Raw genomic sequence first — 16285 nt, 5'->3', positions numbered from 1 at the left:
TCAGCAGAAGTGATGAGGAAGAATCAGCAGGAGTGGGGATGAGCCGCACCGACAGTAGTGGTAAGGTAGACTGCAAGAGCAGATCAGGCTGCCAACCGGTGTACGTAATGGTTATCCACGAGGAGATGTGTATGGGTGGTAAGTGTGATATTGACAATTTGAGGGAACAGACGTACAAATTCTGGAATAAACACAACTATGAGGATTATATTCAGCAATATATTCAGCAATTGCTGGGTTGCGAACTTAAGATGGCTGCTCAAGAACCTGATCGACTACGCGGTGTTGACCAGCCTGTTCACACCCTAGCGCTGACCGTCGGCGAGTCGTTTGAGCCTCTGTTGCAGGTTGTTTGCGTGTTAAAGCCGAAGCGGGTAGTGTTGGTATTGAATACATTGTATAGCAAGATGCCGGGCGTTGATCATGGTACGCGGCTCAAGGGGTATATGCTGAGCCTGAAGCAGGCTCCTCTCTCTGAACAGTTCCGTCCCAACTTGGCGGACGATAGTTTTGACCTGATCGAATTACCCAAGGATACGCCTACCCACGTTTTCCGCGCTCTCCGCGAAGCGTTCCAGAAGCAGGAAGCCCAACCTCCGGCAGGTTACACCAACGTTGTAGACATTACCGGCGCTAAGAAGAGTATGGTGGTGGGTGCGTTTCTCTACGCGGCTCATTCGGGTCTGCCGATCACTTATGTTGATTTTGATGAATATGATCCCGATTGGCACCGGCCCTATGGCTTTACCTGTCGCATTGGAACCGTTGCCAACCCCTACGAAGCCTTCCACCTGCGTGACTGGGAGCAGGTGCGACGGTTGTACGAGAGCTACAGCTTCCGCAATGCGCGCGTTTTGTTGGGGAGTGAGCCTGGTTCCGGTAGTCAGGGGAGTGGTATCCTCGGTGCGATGTCGCAAACTCTGGACGCTACCGCCAACGGTGATTCGCTGTTTGAGCCGTGTGATCTGGAGAAGGTACAGCGTTTGGCCAAGTTGCTCAAAATGTATGAAGAGTGGGAAAACGGCAATTACGCCGTTGCTAAGCAGATGCGCGACTGCTTTGATCCGCCGTTGCCCGATGATGTGGTACCGTGGAGTATTGATGTCTTAGGTCTGATTTGGCCGAATGTGTCTGCTGTAACGACCGCAACCGCTGCGGCGCAGCAGTTGCTGGATAAACACCTGAAGTTGAAACATGGCGATCCCGACCCTACTCATTCGCTGTTTAACCAACCAGAACCGCTGCTGGCGTATGTGAGCGATGAGCTGGCGAAGATCGAGCGGTTAATTACGAAGAATGAAGATTACCGTTCGGCGTATTTGCGGGCGGCCGCTCTGGACGAGTTTCTTTTGAAGGCGCGGCTATGCATTGCCTGGCTCAAAGGTAGCCTTGATCTGACGGACAGTGGCGGGTCATCGAAGAAAGTGAGTAATTTATCTAATACCGAGCAAAGCGAGGGTTTCAAACGTCTCGCCGATCACAGTGGGGCTGAGGCAATGCGAGAAGTGTTATTAGGAGGCAAATCGCTTGATCTACGAGGGTGTGGGAAAGTAAAAATTGTGTCGGGCTGTCCTTCACTCAATAAGTATTGGGATGGCAAAGCGCTCGATTTTACTCACAATGGTAATCGTGGTTTTACCAAACTGCGTGGTGAAGCCATTCATACCCATCTGTACCTTCCTAGTTCTGTTGCCGAGGCCGCGTTGGAGTGGGTGAAGGCTGCTGTGGAAGAGTTTATCCAAAACTGGTTAGAGCATTTCTATCCAGGTACGGTTGCTGCTGCTAAAGGAAAGAACGATCGAGTCGCAGCGCCTTCGTGGTCGCGTTTGGTTGAGGTATGCGATCTGAAATTCTTACCGCCGGGTCTGCGTCAATAATGGAGATCCACCTATGCCCTACCTCTTGGCTGCCGAGGCCGATAAGATTCAGGATTTCATCTTTCGCTCTTCGCGCTTGCGCGAAGTGGTCGGGGCGAGTCAGTTGTTGACCCGCTTCTGCCGTAGCATTGAAGATACATTGGCGAAGCAGTACAACGGTCAGGTTGTGGTCAACGATGGTGGTAGTTTTCGGGTCATCTTTGACGATGTCCGGCAAGCAATTGATTTTGGCAACGATTTGTCCGAACTCTACCGTTTGACGCTCGGCGGCAGCCTGACGGTCGCCGAACCGGTGGAGATGAACGATGACTTTGCCGACGCGAATAAGAACGCCGCTGAGAGGCTGCGCTGGGGGAAGAATCGTCGGCAAGGGGTAATGGTCGAAGTTCATATGCCGTATGTGGCCTTTTGCGAGTCGTGTGGCGTGGGGTTGGCGGAACGGCGTGATCGGCTGGCGGTAAGGAACGCTTCCCGCCACAGATATCTGTGTGCGACCTGTCAGATTAAAGCAAAGGAGCGAGATCGCGGTCTGCGTGAATTCCTCGGTGCAGTGTACGATGCTTATGCTAAGAAAGCGGAAATTCCTGCCCATATTAAGCCGGATTGGCCCGAGGACGCCGATGCCATTGCCGAACTTGACCTGAGTGGACGAAACTACGTAGCCTATTTGGTGGCCGATGGCAACGGTATGGGTCAACTATTCGGCAGTTGTGACCAGCATCAGCTCCAGCAACTTTCGCAAGGTCTATCAAGGGTGCTGAGCGAGAGTCTGGCCGTTCCGATGATTGCGTTCCGCAAGCAGGTTCCGGCACAGGCAGCGATGATACCGATGCTTCCCCTCATTCTCGGTGGTGACGATCTCTTTGCGCTCATCCCGGCGCCGTATGCGCTCGATATTGCCCGTCGCTTCTGCCTCGAATGGGAAAAGTGCATGCAGATGCTGGTAAATAAGATAGGTCTGCACAACGTGCCTCGTCCGACGATTGCCGCGGCAGTGGTAATTTGCAAGGGTACCTATCCGTATACACTGGCCCATCGCCGGGCCAAAGCCTTGCTAGAGGATGCCAAGCGCCAGAGCAAATTGCTGGCTGCCAAGACGGGCGAGCATCTGTCGGCGGTCAATTTCGAGGTCATTTTAGGCAATCGGTTGGCGGGCATAAACGAGGCAGACGGTGATCAGGTCATCCAGCGCTCGTTACGTCCGTATTGGGTCGCCGAGAACGATCTTTCGGTAGGTGCCTTACAACACGGTATCGACCTTAGGCATCTGCTGGCGCAGCGCTATGCACTGAAAGATCTTCCCCGGAAGCGCTTGGCCGAATTGCGCCGTTGCTTTGCCGAGGCGCCGGCGGGTATTTGTGTGCGGGAGCGTACCCAAGCCTTAGAACGGTGGACGCAGCATCGGCTCGAAAAGATTCTGGAGCGCTTGAGTGCAGCTTCACGTTCGGCGGTAGTCGGTGCACTCGAAGCGGTAGGCAAGCTCAAGAACGATGGGAATGGCGCTCACTACTGGCGCAGAATCGCGCACGATAACCGCGATGTAGTCGCTCACGGTATACCCGATCTGCTGGAAGTATGGGAGTTTGCGCAGGATCTGTCACACGCTCCCGACGATTATGAACCGCAGGAGGAAGAGGCATGAGTACCCGTCTCGAATTCGAGATCGAGTTCAAGAGCGATTACCACATTGGCGCCGGTTATGGTCTCGGTCTACAAGTTGACTCGGCCCTACTCCGCGACGCCGACGGCGTACCGGTAATTCGCGGCACGGTGCTAGCCGGTCTCCTGCGTGAAAGTCTAGCGAACCTGCTGACGTTGCAACCATTTGCGCGACCTGATTGCCAGCAACTTCTTGAGCGCGTCTTCGGCTCGCCGCGTCAGCTTAAACGCTGGCGCATCTCGTCGGCCCGGCCAGCCGGGTTGCTGGTACCGCAGGTACGCCCCCAAAAGCAGCGCATGCAGTTTATGGTCGCCCAAACCACAACTCGCGCGCGGATCAATCCGCGCACCCGCCGCGTTGAAGAGAATAAACTCTTTACCCACGAGGACGGCGATGGCAGCCTGCGGTTTCGCTTTGTGGCTGAGTGTGAGTGTGATGATGCCATTGCGCAGCAGGAAGCGGAGTATATCGTTGCGGCGGCGCGCATGCTGCGCAACCTCGGCGCAGGGAAACGCCGTGGCTATGGTGAGTGCGAGATTCATTTAGTTGATCGAAACAGAGAAAGCGAACTGTTAACACGGCTGGCTAAGCGCCTAAAGAGTGAGACAGTCCCTGAGTCTGCGCCTGAGATTATTCATGACGAGACTAAGCCGTTTCATCTGCCTACCGATACCGGTAATCACACCTATCGCCTGCGGGTGATCATCCGTCTTGATGAACCGTTGCTGATTGCCCGCCGCGCTGAAGCCGGCAACCAGTATGAGACGCTCGACATGATTCCCGGCAGTGTGCTTCGCGGCGCGCTGGCGTGGTGTGCGGCGAAGCGTCTGGGACAGCAACTTCAGGGGTCGGTATACCGGTGTTTTGTCGAACTGTTCTACCGTGATACAGTACGCTTCTCGATGTTGACTCCGGTAGAAGTGTCTCAGCAAGCTAGTGGTTATCCCACTATAATTGCCCCGCGCGATCTGCTAACGTGCGAATTGCATCCGGGGTATGCCGATCCCAGCCGAGATAAAGGCCATGGAGTCTGGAGTCTGTTCGATCCGAGTGCGCCGGAGGAATGCCCGCGATGTAAGCGTACCGGCCAGTTAACGAGCTTGGGAGGGTTTATTTCATTAGTCAGAGGTATGCCGCGTTCCAGGCATAAACCGTCTACGATGGTAGAGATGCACATTCGCATCGATCCTGACAGTGGGCGGGTGCGTACCGGCGATCTGTACGGGTACGTAGCTTTAGAGCCGGGTCAGTATTTTGTCGGTGAGGTAACCTGTACCGATCAAACGGTCTGGGACCTTTTACAAAACATGGCCAATCTTCAACCAAATGGAGAGGTAAACGAACTGCACCTCGGTAAAGCCACCCAACGCGGCTATGGCAAAGTTAGCGCCGTGTTTCAGCCAATCAACGAACCGCTGTTCAGCTTGCAGCCACTCACAAAACGCCTCACGTCAACGAAGCATGTCACGATGCTCTTGTTGAGTGATGCGATTATTGTCGATCCTTGGGGGCGCTTCTGGCGTGGGTTCGATGCCGCATGGCTACAGCGCGAGTTGCAGTTGCTGGATAGTGCAGAAGTCTCGATTGATTGCAACCAGAACGGCGAGGCGCTGGCGTTTTCAGCGGTGCGGACGGTAGACTCCTTCAATGCCACGTTAGGTTTGCCGCGCGCGCGAGACATTGCCATCGTTGCCGGTTCGAGCGTGCGATTGAGTTTCAAGGGCATTGAGCTGGATGATCTCATACAGCGCCTGAAAGAGGTGGAGAATCGCGGCATTGGGTTACGCCGCGAAGAGGGGTTTGGCCGGGTGGCCTTTAATCACCCGATCTATCGGCAACTCGAAGGAATCGACAGCCCGATGCTCGATCTCACTTCGTTGCAGATGGCGTCTGCCGAACAGTCGACCCCGCTTGTGGCCGTGCTTGCTTTCACCCGCGAGTGGGAGGAAAAGCTCGAAGCGAAAGCAAAATCCTTCGCTTGTTTCAACGATGGGCGTTTTGAGACGATTGCCCGTCTGTTGCATATTTCTCAGCATACCTCGGTTGATGCCATCAAGCAGGATTTACAACGATCAGGGAATGCAGAGAACATTCTCGGCAAATCGTTGTCCGGCCGCGACAAACCGAATTTCTTCACGGCTGACGGGAAGAGCGGTATGGATGTGATCGATAAGCTGCTGGATGTGTTGGTAGACAAACTCAGGCAACACAAGTTGGACCAACATCCGCAGGCATGGCGCATAGGCTTGCAGATGCTGGCTGCCTGGATCGCTGCGCCTGCCCGCCAGAAGGCTGAAGAGAGGAGATAGCCGATGAAGTTTCGTGCCATCACTGCTAAGCTAACGCTGCGTACAGCGCTTCACGTGGGCACGGGCAGCGATACGGAAACGACCGACGATCTCTTGCGCCGTGATGTGCGGGGGCGGCTGCTCATACCGGGTACCGCTATCGCCGGTGCGCTGCGCAGCATTGCCACGCGGCTCGCGCCTCGCTTTGGGGAAAGTCCGTGTCAAGCGATTGACAACCAATCGTCAAGCGCCGTCTGTCAATGCCTCGTCTGTCAGCTCTTCGGCGATGTGAATCCAAGGGAAGATAGTGATACCGCCACTGCTGCCCGGGTGCTGGTCTACAATGCCGTGCTCGATACGATCCCATCGCTGACCATCCGCGATGGAGTTGGGATTGATCGGGTGACCGGTGCGGCTGCGCGACGTGAACGGATTAAGTTCGATTACGAAGTGTTGCCGGCGGGGACGGTATTTACTCTGAGGCTTGAGATCGATCCCAAACTGCCTGATGTGCCGAAACTGCTGCCCTTATTGGCGGCGACGTTGGCCGAATGGGAACAGGGACGAGGAGCAATCGGTGGTCGGGTCAATCGGGGGTTGGGTGCGTTTACTCTCAACGAGGTGCAATGGATCGAGCGCGATCTGAATTGTCCAGAGGTGCTGATCGAGTTTTTACACCACGGGCCGTCTTGGCACACTACTGACGGCGACCGCACATGGCTGACCACTCAGGTCCAGCAGGCACGGGCGTGGGTAAAACCGTACCAGGGTGATGATCCGGTCGCCCGTTCATGGGTTTTGGCCGAATTTACACTGGCCGCAACCGGTCCCTTTCTGACCAACGATGTGGCTCAAGCCGGTCGGAGCGGGTTTGATCATGCGCCGGTGTTCGCGACTTACGAGCAAGGGGCTAAGCCGGTGTTGCCCGGTTCGAGCCTGCGCGGTGCTTTGCGGAGTCAGGCCGAGCGGATTGCCCGTACTCTAGCGACCGTAAGCGCATGGGATACCGGTAAGGATATGGAGAGTCGCAAGACGGTATTCTTAACTACGTGCCCCGCGTGCAACCCGCTGACGACCAAAACGAGCGACCCGGTTGCGAGTTGTAATAGTTTCATCAAAACCCTACCGAAGAGTGAACGAAATTCTATTGAGCAGCGTGGTGCCAAAGACAAACTCTGTCTCGCCTGTCGGCTCTTCGGCAGCCCGTGGAACGGCAGCCGGTTGCGCGTCGAAGATGCACCATTTGTCGGCGATAAGGTTACTCTCAAGGTGCTCGATTTTCTGGCTATCGACCGTTTTACCGGCGGCGGGCGCGATACGGCCAAGTTCGACGCGGTGGTGCTGTGGCAGCCCAAGTTCCGAGTGCGTCTCTTTCTCGAGAACCCCGAACCATGGGAATTGGGTTGGCTGGCGCTGGTGTTGCGTGATCTGCACGACGGGTTGATCACTGTTGGCTTCGGTGCCGCCAAAGGTTTTGGTCAGTGCAGGATCGAAGACGGTGCTGTGACTCTCGGCATTATTCACGAAAGCGATTTTCCGCTGTCTGAGACGAATAACCAGGAGCCGGCTGCGCAGCAGGCGATTACCGCTAAACAGCGACTTTTGCAATCAAAAGGCGGGATGAGCGGCGTCTACCGCACGTTGATGCTTGATCCGACAACAGAGAACGATTGGAGGGCTCTGGCAGAGAGCTGGATCAGAGCGTTCAATGTGACGGTCAAGGAATACAAACATGCATTCGGTTTGAATAAAGACGGCTACTTCGATGAAATCAACGGCACTTGGTTGCCCGATCTCTATCCAGCGAGGGTGTCATGAGCGACGAAAGCAACGACTTTTTTACCCAACTGTATAAAAAGATGCAGCAGGCGAAGTTGAGCGACTCAGATCGCCCGGCCATCCTGGGTGGCGAGTTTATACCTGATCAACTGTGCGACTTCCTCAATGCGTGGCAAGCGCATTGGCAGGGGATGCCCTACCGAATCTGGGAACACGTCAGCCATATCGAGTTTGCTGACCAGCCCGCCCAACCGGAATATCTCCAGCGTGCCGAAATCTTCGGTGAGAGTGGTCATCTCTCGCTGCGGCGCGATGGTAATCGCTGGCTGTGGCATTACATCGGTACATCAGTATCGTTCAATGGATTCGCCTTCGAGAACTTCTGGCAGAAACATCCCGCCTGTCAGCTTCGCCGTTACGAAGAGTCGGTCATACTGTGGGGTGAGCGCAAAGATAATCAACCGCGCTGGTTCGAAGACCGGGTTGCAGCGTCCATCCTGGCGTATCCTCTGAATGCAACTGGTCGCGTCTACCTGCATTTCTGGCGCTACACCGAACAGGGACGAACGGCGTTTGTCTGGTATCGGGCATTAAATGACAGGCCAGCATAAAGCGGAGGCACAATGAGCAAATCTAAATCCCCACGCCGGCCTATATCGAGCGGCGCCTCATCTGCACAAGGATACCGCTTTCTCAACCCCTACAACTTCGTGCGCACATTGGAAACGCGCAACCGGCACCTTGCCCCTTTGTTAGGTCGTTGTGCACCACCGCCCCATGATCGGTATGTGGGGTTGACCGGACGTATCTATTGCCGACTCACCACCACCACCCCGATCTTTGTTGCGGATAGCGAGGATGTGCGCGAAGAGCACGTCAATGGCAAGATCCATCGTCACTATCGCTTCTTCCGCGATCCGGAAGGCAATATCGCTATTCCCGGTACGAGTCTGCGCGGTGCAATCCGCGCGATCTTTGAAGCAGCGACCAATTCCTGCTTTGCCCACTTTGCCGGTGATAAGCGATTGAGTTATCACCTGTTGCCAGAGCTGGCGCTTCAACTGGTTCCAGCGCGGGTGCGCCAAATCGACACGCGGTGGGAATTGGAGTTGTTACCCGGAACAACAACGATCACACCCGGCCAACGACCTTCCGGTCCGCAGTACGCTGCATGGGTGCATGTGTACGATCCGTTGCAGAAGAGCAAAACGGTCGCTCAGTCGCCCAATACGCCCTACGATCGGCGTCAAAAACTTTCGCTGACCGGCTTTGCACATGGTGAGTTTTGCCAGGCGATTATCGAGCGTATGAGCCATCCGCGCCGCAATTTCAAGTTCTGGAATGTGGTGCACCTGGCAAAATCGGACCAACCACTGCCGAAGCCCGGCGCTAACCAGCTACAGGTGAGCGGGTATCTCTGTATTACCAATCAGAACATTGAGAATAAACACGATGAGCGGCTGTTCTTCACCAATCAGAAGCTCTCTCCACTTGATTTGCCTGACTCAGTATGGCAGAAGTACGAAGAACTGATCGCCGACTATCAAGAGCGTCACCGCGATGAGGTGCGCAAACGGCGGGATCCAAATCGTCCGCAGGGCAAGGAGCCGGCCTTCAGCCGTTTTATTGTCGAAGGCCGCCAAAAACTAACAGATGGTGATCTGGTCTATGCCATGCTCGACAAAGATGGCAACAGTGGATACAAGGTGCGATTCATTGTGCCCGTCTCGGTGTCGCGTGTCGGCTTTGAGCGCACCATCGGCGAACTGCTGCACCCCTCTAATCTGAAGAAATGCTCAACCTACGATGCGCTCTGCCCTGTGTGTCGGGTGTTTGGGTGGGTGTGGGGTGACGAAACCGCCGTTAATCCTCCAGAACTGTCAGCACGAACGGCGTATGCCAGGCGCGTTAGCTTCAGCCATGCCGTATTGACCAAAGATGGCGGAACGTGTGATGAAACCCTGGCTATTCTGTCTACGCCCAAGCCGACCACCTATCGCTTCTATTTGCGTCCACGCACCGGCAAACCACAAGATGGACAAGATGGACAAGACGACGGACAAGTAGATTACAACAGCCAGAATCAGATCCTGCGTGGGCGCAAAGTCTATCGCCATCACGGTGCAAAGCTCAATCCGCAGGAATACCGGAGTGTCAACGGTGCAAAGAGTGATCAGAACCGGACGATGCACTGTGTACAACAGGCCGGCAGTGTGTTCGAGTTTACCGTCGATTTCGCGAATCTGGCTCCGGTAGAGTTGGGTGCTCTGCTGTGGAGTTTGCAACTTGAGGGCTGGTATCACCGCATCGGCTACGCCAAACCGCTGGGGTTCGGCTCGATACAGATCGAGGTCGTTCGTGTTTCATTGCTGGACCCTACCGAGCGGTATGCATCGTTTGCACGTAGCGGTTGGCACGACCAGGATCCGCAACGCATCAACGCATGGATCACGGCATTCAAGCGAGCGATGACATCGCGTTTTGGCGCTGCGTTTGAGCAGTTGGCAAACATCCGTGATCTCAAGGCATTACTGGCCGATACTCCACCCTTGCCTGTCCATTACCCGCGTTCGACACGCCAACCGCAGCCGGATGGCAAACAGTATGAATGGTTTGTCGGCAACAAGCGGGGAGGTAAAAATCCCGGACCGCGTATCGCGTTGCCACTGGCGGAGGATGATTCTGCGGGGTTACGGTTAATTGGCAAGCACGGTGTTACTGAGTGAGGTGGTTTCATGCCAACCAATGAGCTTTCGCTATGGGAAGTCTTGTATATTGGCTCGAACTTGGAGTTTCTGGGCAATGTCACTGCCCGAACACCGCTCTACCCCTCTCGTACCAATCCACTTGGCATTACCGACCGACTAAGAATGCCCCGTCAAGACCTGGAGGAACTCGAATTATCTGAGGCTGAGCGTGTTTTGAGTGCCGATTTAGACGAGGTATTGAAGTGCATAGAGGAGGATTACCATGCCGATGTTTTAGGTAGGAATGCCAGAAAGATACGACAAGATCGCTAGAAATGTGCTTAACGTTTTGTCTGAAGAGGGGAGCAGGCGGAGGGTGTTCGTAACTTTGCGGGATCGCACGGATCAAATTATCGATCTGCTCCGTGATCCAATATATTTTTAGTGTCGATCCGGAGATATTAGAGTTAATCGACGTTAGTAAAGACGACTTCTACGAAGCAGCGAGGTGTTCTTCAGTAGGATTTTTCTGTGGCATCAATGATGTTTATGCTCCGCGCTACTGAAGAGGTATTGCGAACCTACTATTCTAAAGTCACTCATCAACAGGCCCAAAGAAGAAATTGGGGCGTCTTGTTAGAAGTGCTCCGTATCCCGGTTTTGAACTGTCCATCTGAGCTGATCAATTTGTTGGGAGAATTACAGAGAAGGCGAAATGCTGCCATGCATCCCGGTATAAGAAGGCCGGATGAAAGGGATTTGAGCACCGCGAAGGAGATATTCTCGATGTGTGTCACCTCACCTGATGGTTGACGATTCTAAAGGCAAGGTTCGGTGCAGCACATATCTAGTGATGAGGTCGTGATGGCAAAGCACAAAAACAAAAAGCGTGGACAGGTGCATCAAGGCGGAGGCAAGGCCAATCGCCCCGAAAAGCGGGATCGTTATCAGGTATCGGCGCAAGTGGTTCCACCATCGCCACCGACGGTACCGTGGCCACGTGCCAAAGAGTCAACCAAGGCGCGGGAAGCCTACCGCTTCCTCAACCCATACAATTTCGTCCGCTATTTGCCACCACCCGATATACCGGAAACCGATCCCGATGCGCAGTTGCTGGGCCGTTGCCCGCCGCCGCCCCACGACCGCTATGTGGGTTTGACTGGACGCATTACCTGTTCGCTGGAGGTTGTAACGCCGCTGTTTATATCTGATAGTCACGATGTGCAGGTGACGAATGTTCTACTGTCTGATGGCAGAGAAGTACAGCACAAGCGTTATCGCTTTTTCCAGTATGATGGTCAAGACGCCATACCTGCTACGAGTCTGCGCGGCATGATCCGTGCCTTGTTTGAAACGGTGACCAATTCACCGTTCAGTGTCTTCAATGGCGAGGAACGGCTCGAGTATCGCATCGACCCGATTGAGGCCAAACGATTTAAACCAGGCATCGTGCTGCGTTTGCCTGACGGTGATCAACCGGGCGTCATTGCCCTCTGTGAAGAAGCGAAGATCGGTGCGTATCACGAAGACGATTACCTGAACGTCTTGCACGGCGATTGGCGTTGTGGTGAAGCGGCGTATGCCGTTCTGAGAACTACCAAGAATGGTGTAAAGAAGGTGGAAGCACTTGCGCGTGAGCAAGATAAGAAACGCTTACTAAAGCACAACAAACCCTTGGTTAAGGGGTGGGTGAAAATAACCGGCCGCACTATTGAGACAAAGCGCAATGAGCGTTTCTTTTATTTCAAAGAAGGTGATTCGGCCAAAGCCAAGCACGTCTCTTTCGATACCGAGCGCGAAGCCGACTTTAACGCGGTGTTGCATGCCCAACTCCACGAACGACGTGACGATTTTCACCGCCAGGTGCAGAGTGAGCGGTTGATGCCGGGCAATTTGGTGTACGTTGAACTAGAACCGGATCAAAAGACGGTGCGCAATATTGCTTTGGCAAAAGTGGCACGGTTGCGCTATCGTCACGCAATTGGTGATCTGCTCCCTGAGCACCTGAAGCCGAGTGAAGAGTACGAGCGGCTCGATATTGCTTCGCGTGTATTCGGATGGGTACGCGCCACGCCAGCCGAGGATCGGAAGGCACGCATCGCCTATGCCGGACGGGTGCGCTTCAGCCACGCAGTATTGACTGAAGACAAAGGCGTGTACGCCGAACCAATGCCGTTGGCCGTCTTGGCTTCGCCCAAACCAACCACCACACTTTTCTACTTGCGCAAGAAAGACGGCGAATTGAGCGAAGCAGAACGCACGCAACCGGGTGTGGTAACGACCATCGGCTACGATGGTCCTAATCAGTTGAGTGGACGGAAGTTCTACCGTCACCACGGAAATAGCCTGAATCGACTCGAATATGAGCGTGCCGGGCAGCGTCGCGATCATCAGAATCGCACGGTGCGCGGAGTACGTGTGCCGGGTAACGTATTTCAGTTCACAATCGATTTTCATAACTTGGCGCCGGTGGAGTTAGGTGCTTTGCTGTGGACGCTAAGCTTAGGCGAAGAAAAATGCTTTTTCCGGCTCGGTTATGCTAAACCCCTGGGATTTGGCAGCGTGAAGCTGGAGGTCGAGCAGGTTGAACTGCTTGATCCGATCGCACGCTATCGTTCGTTGCAGACATCAGGGTGGCACCGTGCTTTACCCACGGAACGCAGTAAATGGATAGCTGCTTTTGCAGAAGCGATGAAGCGCTGCTATGGTAAACCTGTGTACGAATTGCCGAATATTATCGATCTCATGACGTTGCTGCGCGATCCGGTTCCACCGCTTCCCATCCATTACCCGCGCACCAATGTTCATCCAGACCCAGAGGGCAAGAACTTTGAGTGGTTTGTTGCCAATAAGGTAAAATCAAACAAGTCTGCCAACGCCGGTCGCAACCTCGAATTGCCGGGCAATGAGAAAGGCTTGCAATTGTTACAGAAACTCGCGGAGTGATATGTCGTATGAAAACTAAAGCTATTACCTTCCTCGGCGTTAGACCGCAAGAAACATGCTATGTCTTTCCAGATGGTCGCGAGCATGTTGCGCCCTTTTTCGGGCTAGCATTGGCTCAGCACCTTCCAGATCTAGATCTCGTCGTTTTTACTACTGAACTGACGGCTCAATTCTATCGTCAATATTTTGCCAGTGCGCAAGTTGCGAGCATTCGAGCAGTTTCCATCCCTGATGGGCGCGATGATGATGAACTGTGGCGGATCTTTCAGAATGTGGTTGAAGTCATTGAACCGAACGAAGCGGTTGTGTTCGATATTACTCACGGCTTTCGTTCGCTGCCATTCTTATCCTTCCTCGCCGCTGCCTATTTGCGCAAAGTCAAGGCCATTCAACTAAAACATGTATTCTTCGGTAATTTTGAAATGCGTGATCAGAGTGTCACTCCTCATCGCACGCCTGTGCTTGATCTGACCAATTTCGTCGAATTACTCGACTGGATGGTCGGGGCCGACCTGTTTGTGCGTTTCGGCGATGCGCGTGATTTGGCTACGTTGCTGCATACGCAGCATAACCGGGTCAAGCCCGATCCAAAAACTGCTAGTAATGATGAAATGGCTGCTTGGAACAAGTTACCAATTAAAGCAACAGCGAATAATCTGACGAAAGTCTCAAAGGCACTGCGCGTCGTGCGACCGGCTGAGGTTATGGAGGTGAGCAAGCAAATCTACCAACAGTTACCGAATGCTATTTCATCGGTTGGTTCTCTAGCGATGCCCTTCGAACCTCTCGCTAAGCAAGTTATCAATAGCTTTCAAAAGATTGCGCTTGGCGACAATGAGCTTAAGGCCGAGTGGGAATTGATTAGCTGGTATCTAGAACGCGATCAAATCTTTCAAGCGGTGGCATTGATGCGTGAGTGGTTGGTGTCATGGGTGATGGTACAACTTGGTAAGGATGGTGAGTTATTGGAAAAGAAAGAGCGTCAACTGGTCGAACAGGCGCTTGGTGCGGCTGTCCAAGCACAGAGTGGAGGTACTGGCAAAGAAGAGAAAGAAGAGATACATGTTAATCTCAATGCCATTCCCTCACTGAAAGAAGTGATTGATCTTTACAACCAACTTGGCGATTTGCGCAACGATCTTATGCATGCCGGCAAGCGTAAACACCAACTGTCTGCTGAAAAGGTCGAGAAACACGTGAAGAACGTGTTTGATCAGTTACAGAAGTTGCCTCTTCCCAACTGACTATAAACGGTTTAGAGCGGGATAGTGAACAGCAATACTCGTTGCGTTGTGGTTGTCCGAGGATGGTGCGGTGAAACGACTGCGATGAGATCCGTGCTGCAAAGTAGTTTTCGGTGCAGGCGACATTGCTTATACCTCTATTGCTTCTGAGCAATAGACGGTCGCTTGCTTTCTGGCAGTGCATTTCTCGGTGATGCAGTATGTATGTTCAACAACATTAACACAAAAGCTTTGATGCATGCAAGTAGTTGGTAAGAGTGTAACCTGGAATCTTCATTTTTCTTCGTATTTATCAGTGCAGATTGAAACATGTTCTAATTCGGTTTTTCGCTACAGTTGATTTGCTGTCCGCCATTTTGCAATGCACATTCGCTTTCGACACAACCCTCAATAAAGATGGCCGTCTGGTTTTCGATGCAGGCCATCAGTTTGCCCATGCGGTACGGACGGTTTACAAGCGGAATCCATCTGATACCAGAAACGTGTAAGCGTTTGGTCAATGCGGTGAATCTTGCTAAAGGTAATCTTAATTAACTATCAACATGGTCGAATACGCTAAACTCCCGGTTTTGCGGTTATCGGCTGTCAGCCAGAATCACGGCCCTGATTTTCCGAAACGGTACTACGATCTTGTCCGAGTTCTACCGCCACGATCTGCTCAGCCACGGTAATCAAGTCACTCCCGATTACATCGGGCGGCGGTGCAAGCGGATCAAGCACCATCCCCGGTCGCGCAACGAAAGCAGCCGCACAACCAACACGTAACGCACCAACGATATCCCATGCGTGGGCAGCAATGAGCCGAATGTGGTTGATTGGTACGCCGAGCCGGTTCGCTGCCATCTGATACACCTCTGGTGCCGGCTTTAAACGTCGTACTTCTTCGACCGAGAGACATTGTTCAATATAAGGCTTCAACCCGGCGGAAACTAGCTGGGCTTCGGCAAGGTCGTAGTTTGAATTGGTCAACGTAACGATCCGTAACCCTGCTGCCCGTAACCGTTCGAGGGCTGGTACAACATCCGAATGAGGTGGTAGACGTCGCATTCCGTCGAGGATGCGTCGCCGATCAACGTCACGGAGTGTGAGACTGCGTCGATTTGCTATCATTGTTAGTGCGGCATCCCCTAACGTGATGAACGGTTCGTAAATCCCGGTAATGGTAGCGACCATCGCCAATTGCAGCATTTGTCCAAACCATTCTTTGCGGACTGTCGGATCGCCGAAAATTTCATCGAAGGCGGGATCAAGCGCTCGTAGATCGAGCAAGGTCTCGTTAACGTCAAAGACACATATACGTGCCATAACTTTCCTCCTTTCCGTTACTGGTTGCTATCTCGAGCAGTTTAGAATCTCTTTCAATAAAGGTCAACATGCAGTAAACGGCCCGGTATGCACCAGGGTGACTTAATCGATACCCAATTGGGCGTCATTGCACCCTTGATCCCCTGGTAGGACCTCGATTGTGGGTGTCACGTGCGGAATGAATGCCCCACCTTGAACGGTAAGCCGGTGCGATAGATGAGATGTGCGATCCCATCTGGTGCGCTTTGCTGAGCCGACCGGCTGCCCAAGCGAACCGTGATTGCCCGCACGCCTTCCTTGATAGCAGCGTTGGCTCCGATCAACAGTGGGGCAATGGTGTCGGATACATCAGGTTGGCACGGGCAGGCGGATGATGATAGTGGTGGAAGGCAATGCTTATCGATAGGGATGACAGTCGGGCATCACAAGTGCTCGACGTGATGCCGCACAGGCGACGCTTGCGACAATCCGTGTGTCTCACTTGCGCGGTTAATCTCAC

Annotated in this window: 10 protein-coding genes; 9 read left to right on the top strand and 1 reads right to left on the bottom strand. The window is 53.5% G+C overall.

Translation table 11 applies throughout. The annotated features are described in order from the left end of the window. Nucleotides 1-131 precede the first annotated feature (131 nt). From ACP5OT_RS02740 to csx2, 9 genes are all read left to right on the top strand, one after another. Nucleotides 132-1877, top strand: coding sequence for a hypothetical protein (locus tag ACP5OT_RS02740; RefSeq protein WP_428131253.1), 1746 nt, complete (start codon nucleotides 132-134; stop codon nucleotides 1875-1877). A 13-nt stretch (nucleotides 1878-1890) separates the two neighbouring features. Further along, a complete protein-coding gene (locus ACP5OT_RS02735) occupies nucleotides 1891-3519 on the top strand; it encodes a Cas10/Cmr2 second palm domain-containing protein (RefSeq protein ID WP_428113562.1) in 1629 nt (542 codons plus the stop codon). Continuing rightward, nucleotides 3516-5846 (top strand): RAMP superfamily CRISPR-associated protein, encoded by a 2331-nt coding sequence (locus tag ACP5OT_RS02730; protein ID WP_428131251.1) that lies wholly within the window; start codon nucleotides 3516-3518, stop codon nucleotides 5844-5846. Before ACP5OT_RS02735 ends, ACP5OT_RS02730 begins: the two co-directional genes overlap by 4 nt. A gap of 3 nt (nucleotides 5847-5849) precedes the next feature. After that, on the top strand, nucleotides 5850-7643 hold the full coding sequence (locus tag ACP5OT_RS02725; protein ID WP_428113558.1) for an RAMP superfamily CRISPR-associated protein: 1794 nt from the start codon (nucleotides 5850-5852) through the stop codon (nucleotides 7641-7643). Further along, nucleotides 7640-8215: a type III-D CRISPR-associated protein Csx19 gene (gene csx19 / locus ACP5OT_RS02720; RefSeq protein WP_428113556.1), complete on the top strand. Its 576-nt coding sequence runs from the start codon at nucleotides 7640-7642 to the stop codon at nucleotides 8213-8215. Before ACP5OT_RS02725 ends, csx19 begins: the two co-directional genes overlap by 4 nt. Nucleotides 8216-8227: 12 nt before the next feature. Next, a complete protein-coding gene (locus ACP5OT_RS02715; protein ID WP_428131249.1) occupies nucleotides 8228-10330 on the top strand; it encodes a TIGR03986 family type III CRISPR-associated RAMP protein in 2103 nt (700 codons plus the stop codon). A gap of 9 nt (nucleotides 10331-10339) precedes the next feature. Further along, on the top strand, nucleotides 10340-10624 hold the full coding sequence (locus ACP5OT_RS02710) for a hypothetical protein (RefSeq protein WP_428113552.1): 285 nt from the start codon (nucleotides 10340-10342) through the stop codon (nucleotides 10622-10624). 531 nt (nucleotides 10625-11155) lie between these two features. After that, the gene (locus ACP5OT_RS02705) at nucleotides 11156-13237 is read left to right on the top strand and encodes a TIGR03986 family type III CRISPR-associated RAMP protein (protein ID WP_428131247.1); all 2082 of its coding nucleotides are present in this window, start codon (nucleotides 11156-11158) and stop codon (nucleotides 13235-13237) included. Nucleotides 13238-13245: 8 nt separating this feature from the next. Then, nucleotides 13246-14481 (top strand): TIGR02221 family CRISPR-associated protein, encoded by a 1236-nt coding sequence (csx2, locus tag ACP5OT_RS02700; RefSeq protein WP_428131245.1) that lies wholly within the window; start codon nucleotides 13246-13248, stop codon nucleotides 14479-14481. A gap of 585 nt (nucleotides 14482-15066) precedes the next feature. On the opposite strand, the gene ACP5OT_RS02695 is transcribed toward csx2, so the two are convergent. After that, the gene (locus ACP5OT_RS02695; protein WP_424676302.1) at nucleotides 15067-15786 is read right to left on the bottom strand and encodes a haloacid dehalogenase type II; all 720 of its coding nucleotides are present in this window, start codon (nucleotides 15784-15786) and stop codon (nucleotides 15067-15069) included. Between the last annotated feature and the right edge of the window lie 499 nt (nucleotides 15787-16285).

The organism is Chloroflexus sp., assembly GCF_049970315.1.
GTDB lineage: Bacteria > Chloroflexota > Chloroflexia > Chloroflexales > Chloroflexaceae > Chloroflexus.
The sequence above is the reverse complement of the archived record's forward strand: the minus strand, read 5'-3'. Positions and strand labels throughout refer to the sequence as shown.

Coding starts and splice junctions, on each gene's coding strand:
- ACP5OT_RS02740 (WP_428131253.1), top strand. CDS start 132: ATGGGTGGTAAGTGTGATATTGACAATTTGAGGGAACAGACGTACAAA.
- ACP5OT_RS02705 (WP_428131247.1), top strand. CDS start 11,156: ATGGCAAAGCACAAAAACAAAAAGCGTGGACAGGTGCATCAAGGCGGA.
- ACP5OT_RS02715 (WP_428131249.1), top strand. CDS start 8,228: ATGAGCAAATCTAAATCCCCACGCCGGCCTATATCGAGCGGCGCCTCA.
- ACP5OT_RS02730 (WP_428131251.1), top strand. CDS start 3,516: ATGAGTACCCGTCTCGAATTCGAGATCGAGTTCAAGAGCGATTACCAC.
- ACP5OT_RS02725 (WP_428113558.1), top strand. CDS start 5,850: ATGAAGTTTCGTGCCATCACTGCTAAGCTAACGCTGCGTACAGCGCTT.
- ACP5OT_RS02695 (WP_424676302.1), bottom strand. CDS start 15,786: ATGGCACGTATATGTGTCTTTGACGTTAACGAGACCTTGCTCGATCTA.
- ACP5OT_RS02710 (WP_428113552.1), top strand. CDS start 10,340: ATGCCAACCAATGAGCTTTCGCTATGGGAAGTCTTGTATATTGGCTCG.
- ACP5OT_RS02735 (WP_428113562.1), top strand. CDS start 1,891: ATGCCCTACCTCTTGGCTGCCGAGGCCGATAAGATTCAGGATTTCATC.
- csx2 (WP_428131245.1), top strand. CDS start 13,246: ATGAAAACTAAAGCTATTACCTTCCTCGGCGTTAGACCGCAAGAAACA.
- csx19 (WP_428113556.1), top strand. CDS start 7,640: ATGAGCGACGAAAGCAACGACTTTTTTACCCAACTGTATAAAAAGATG.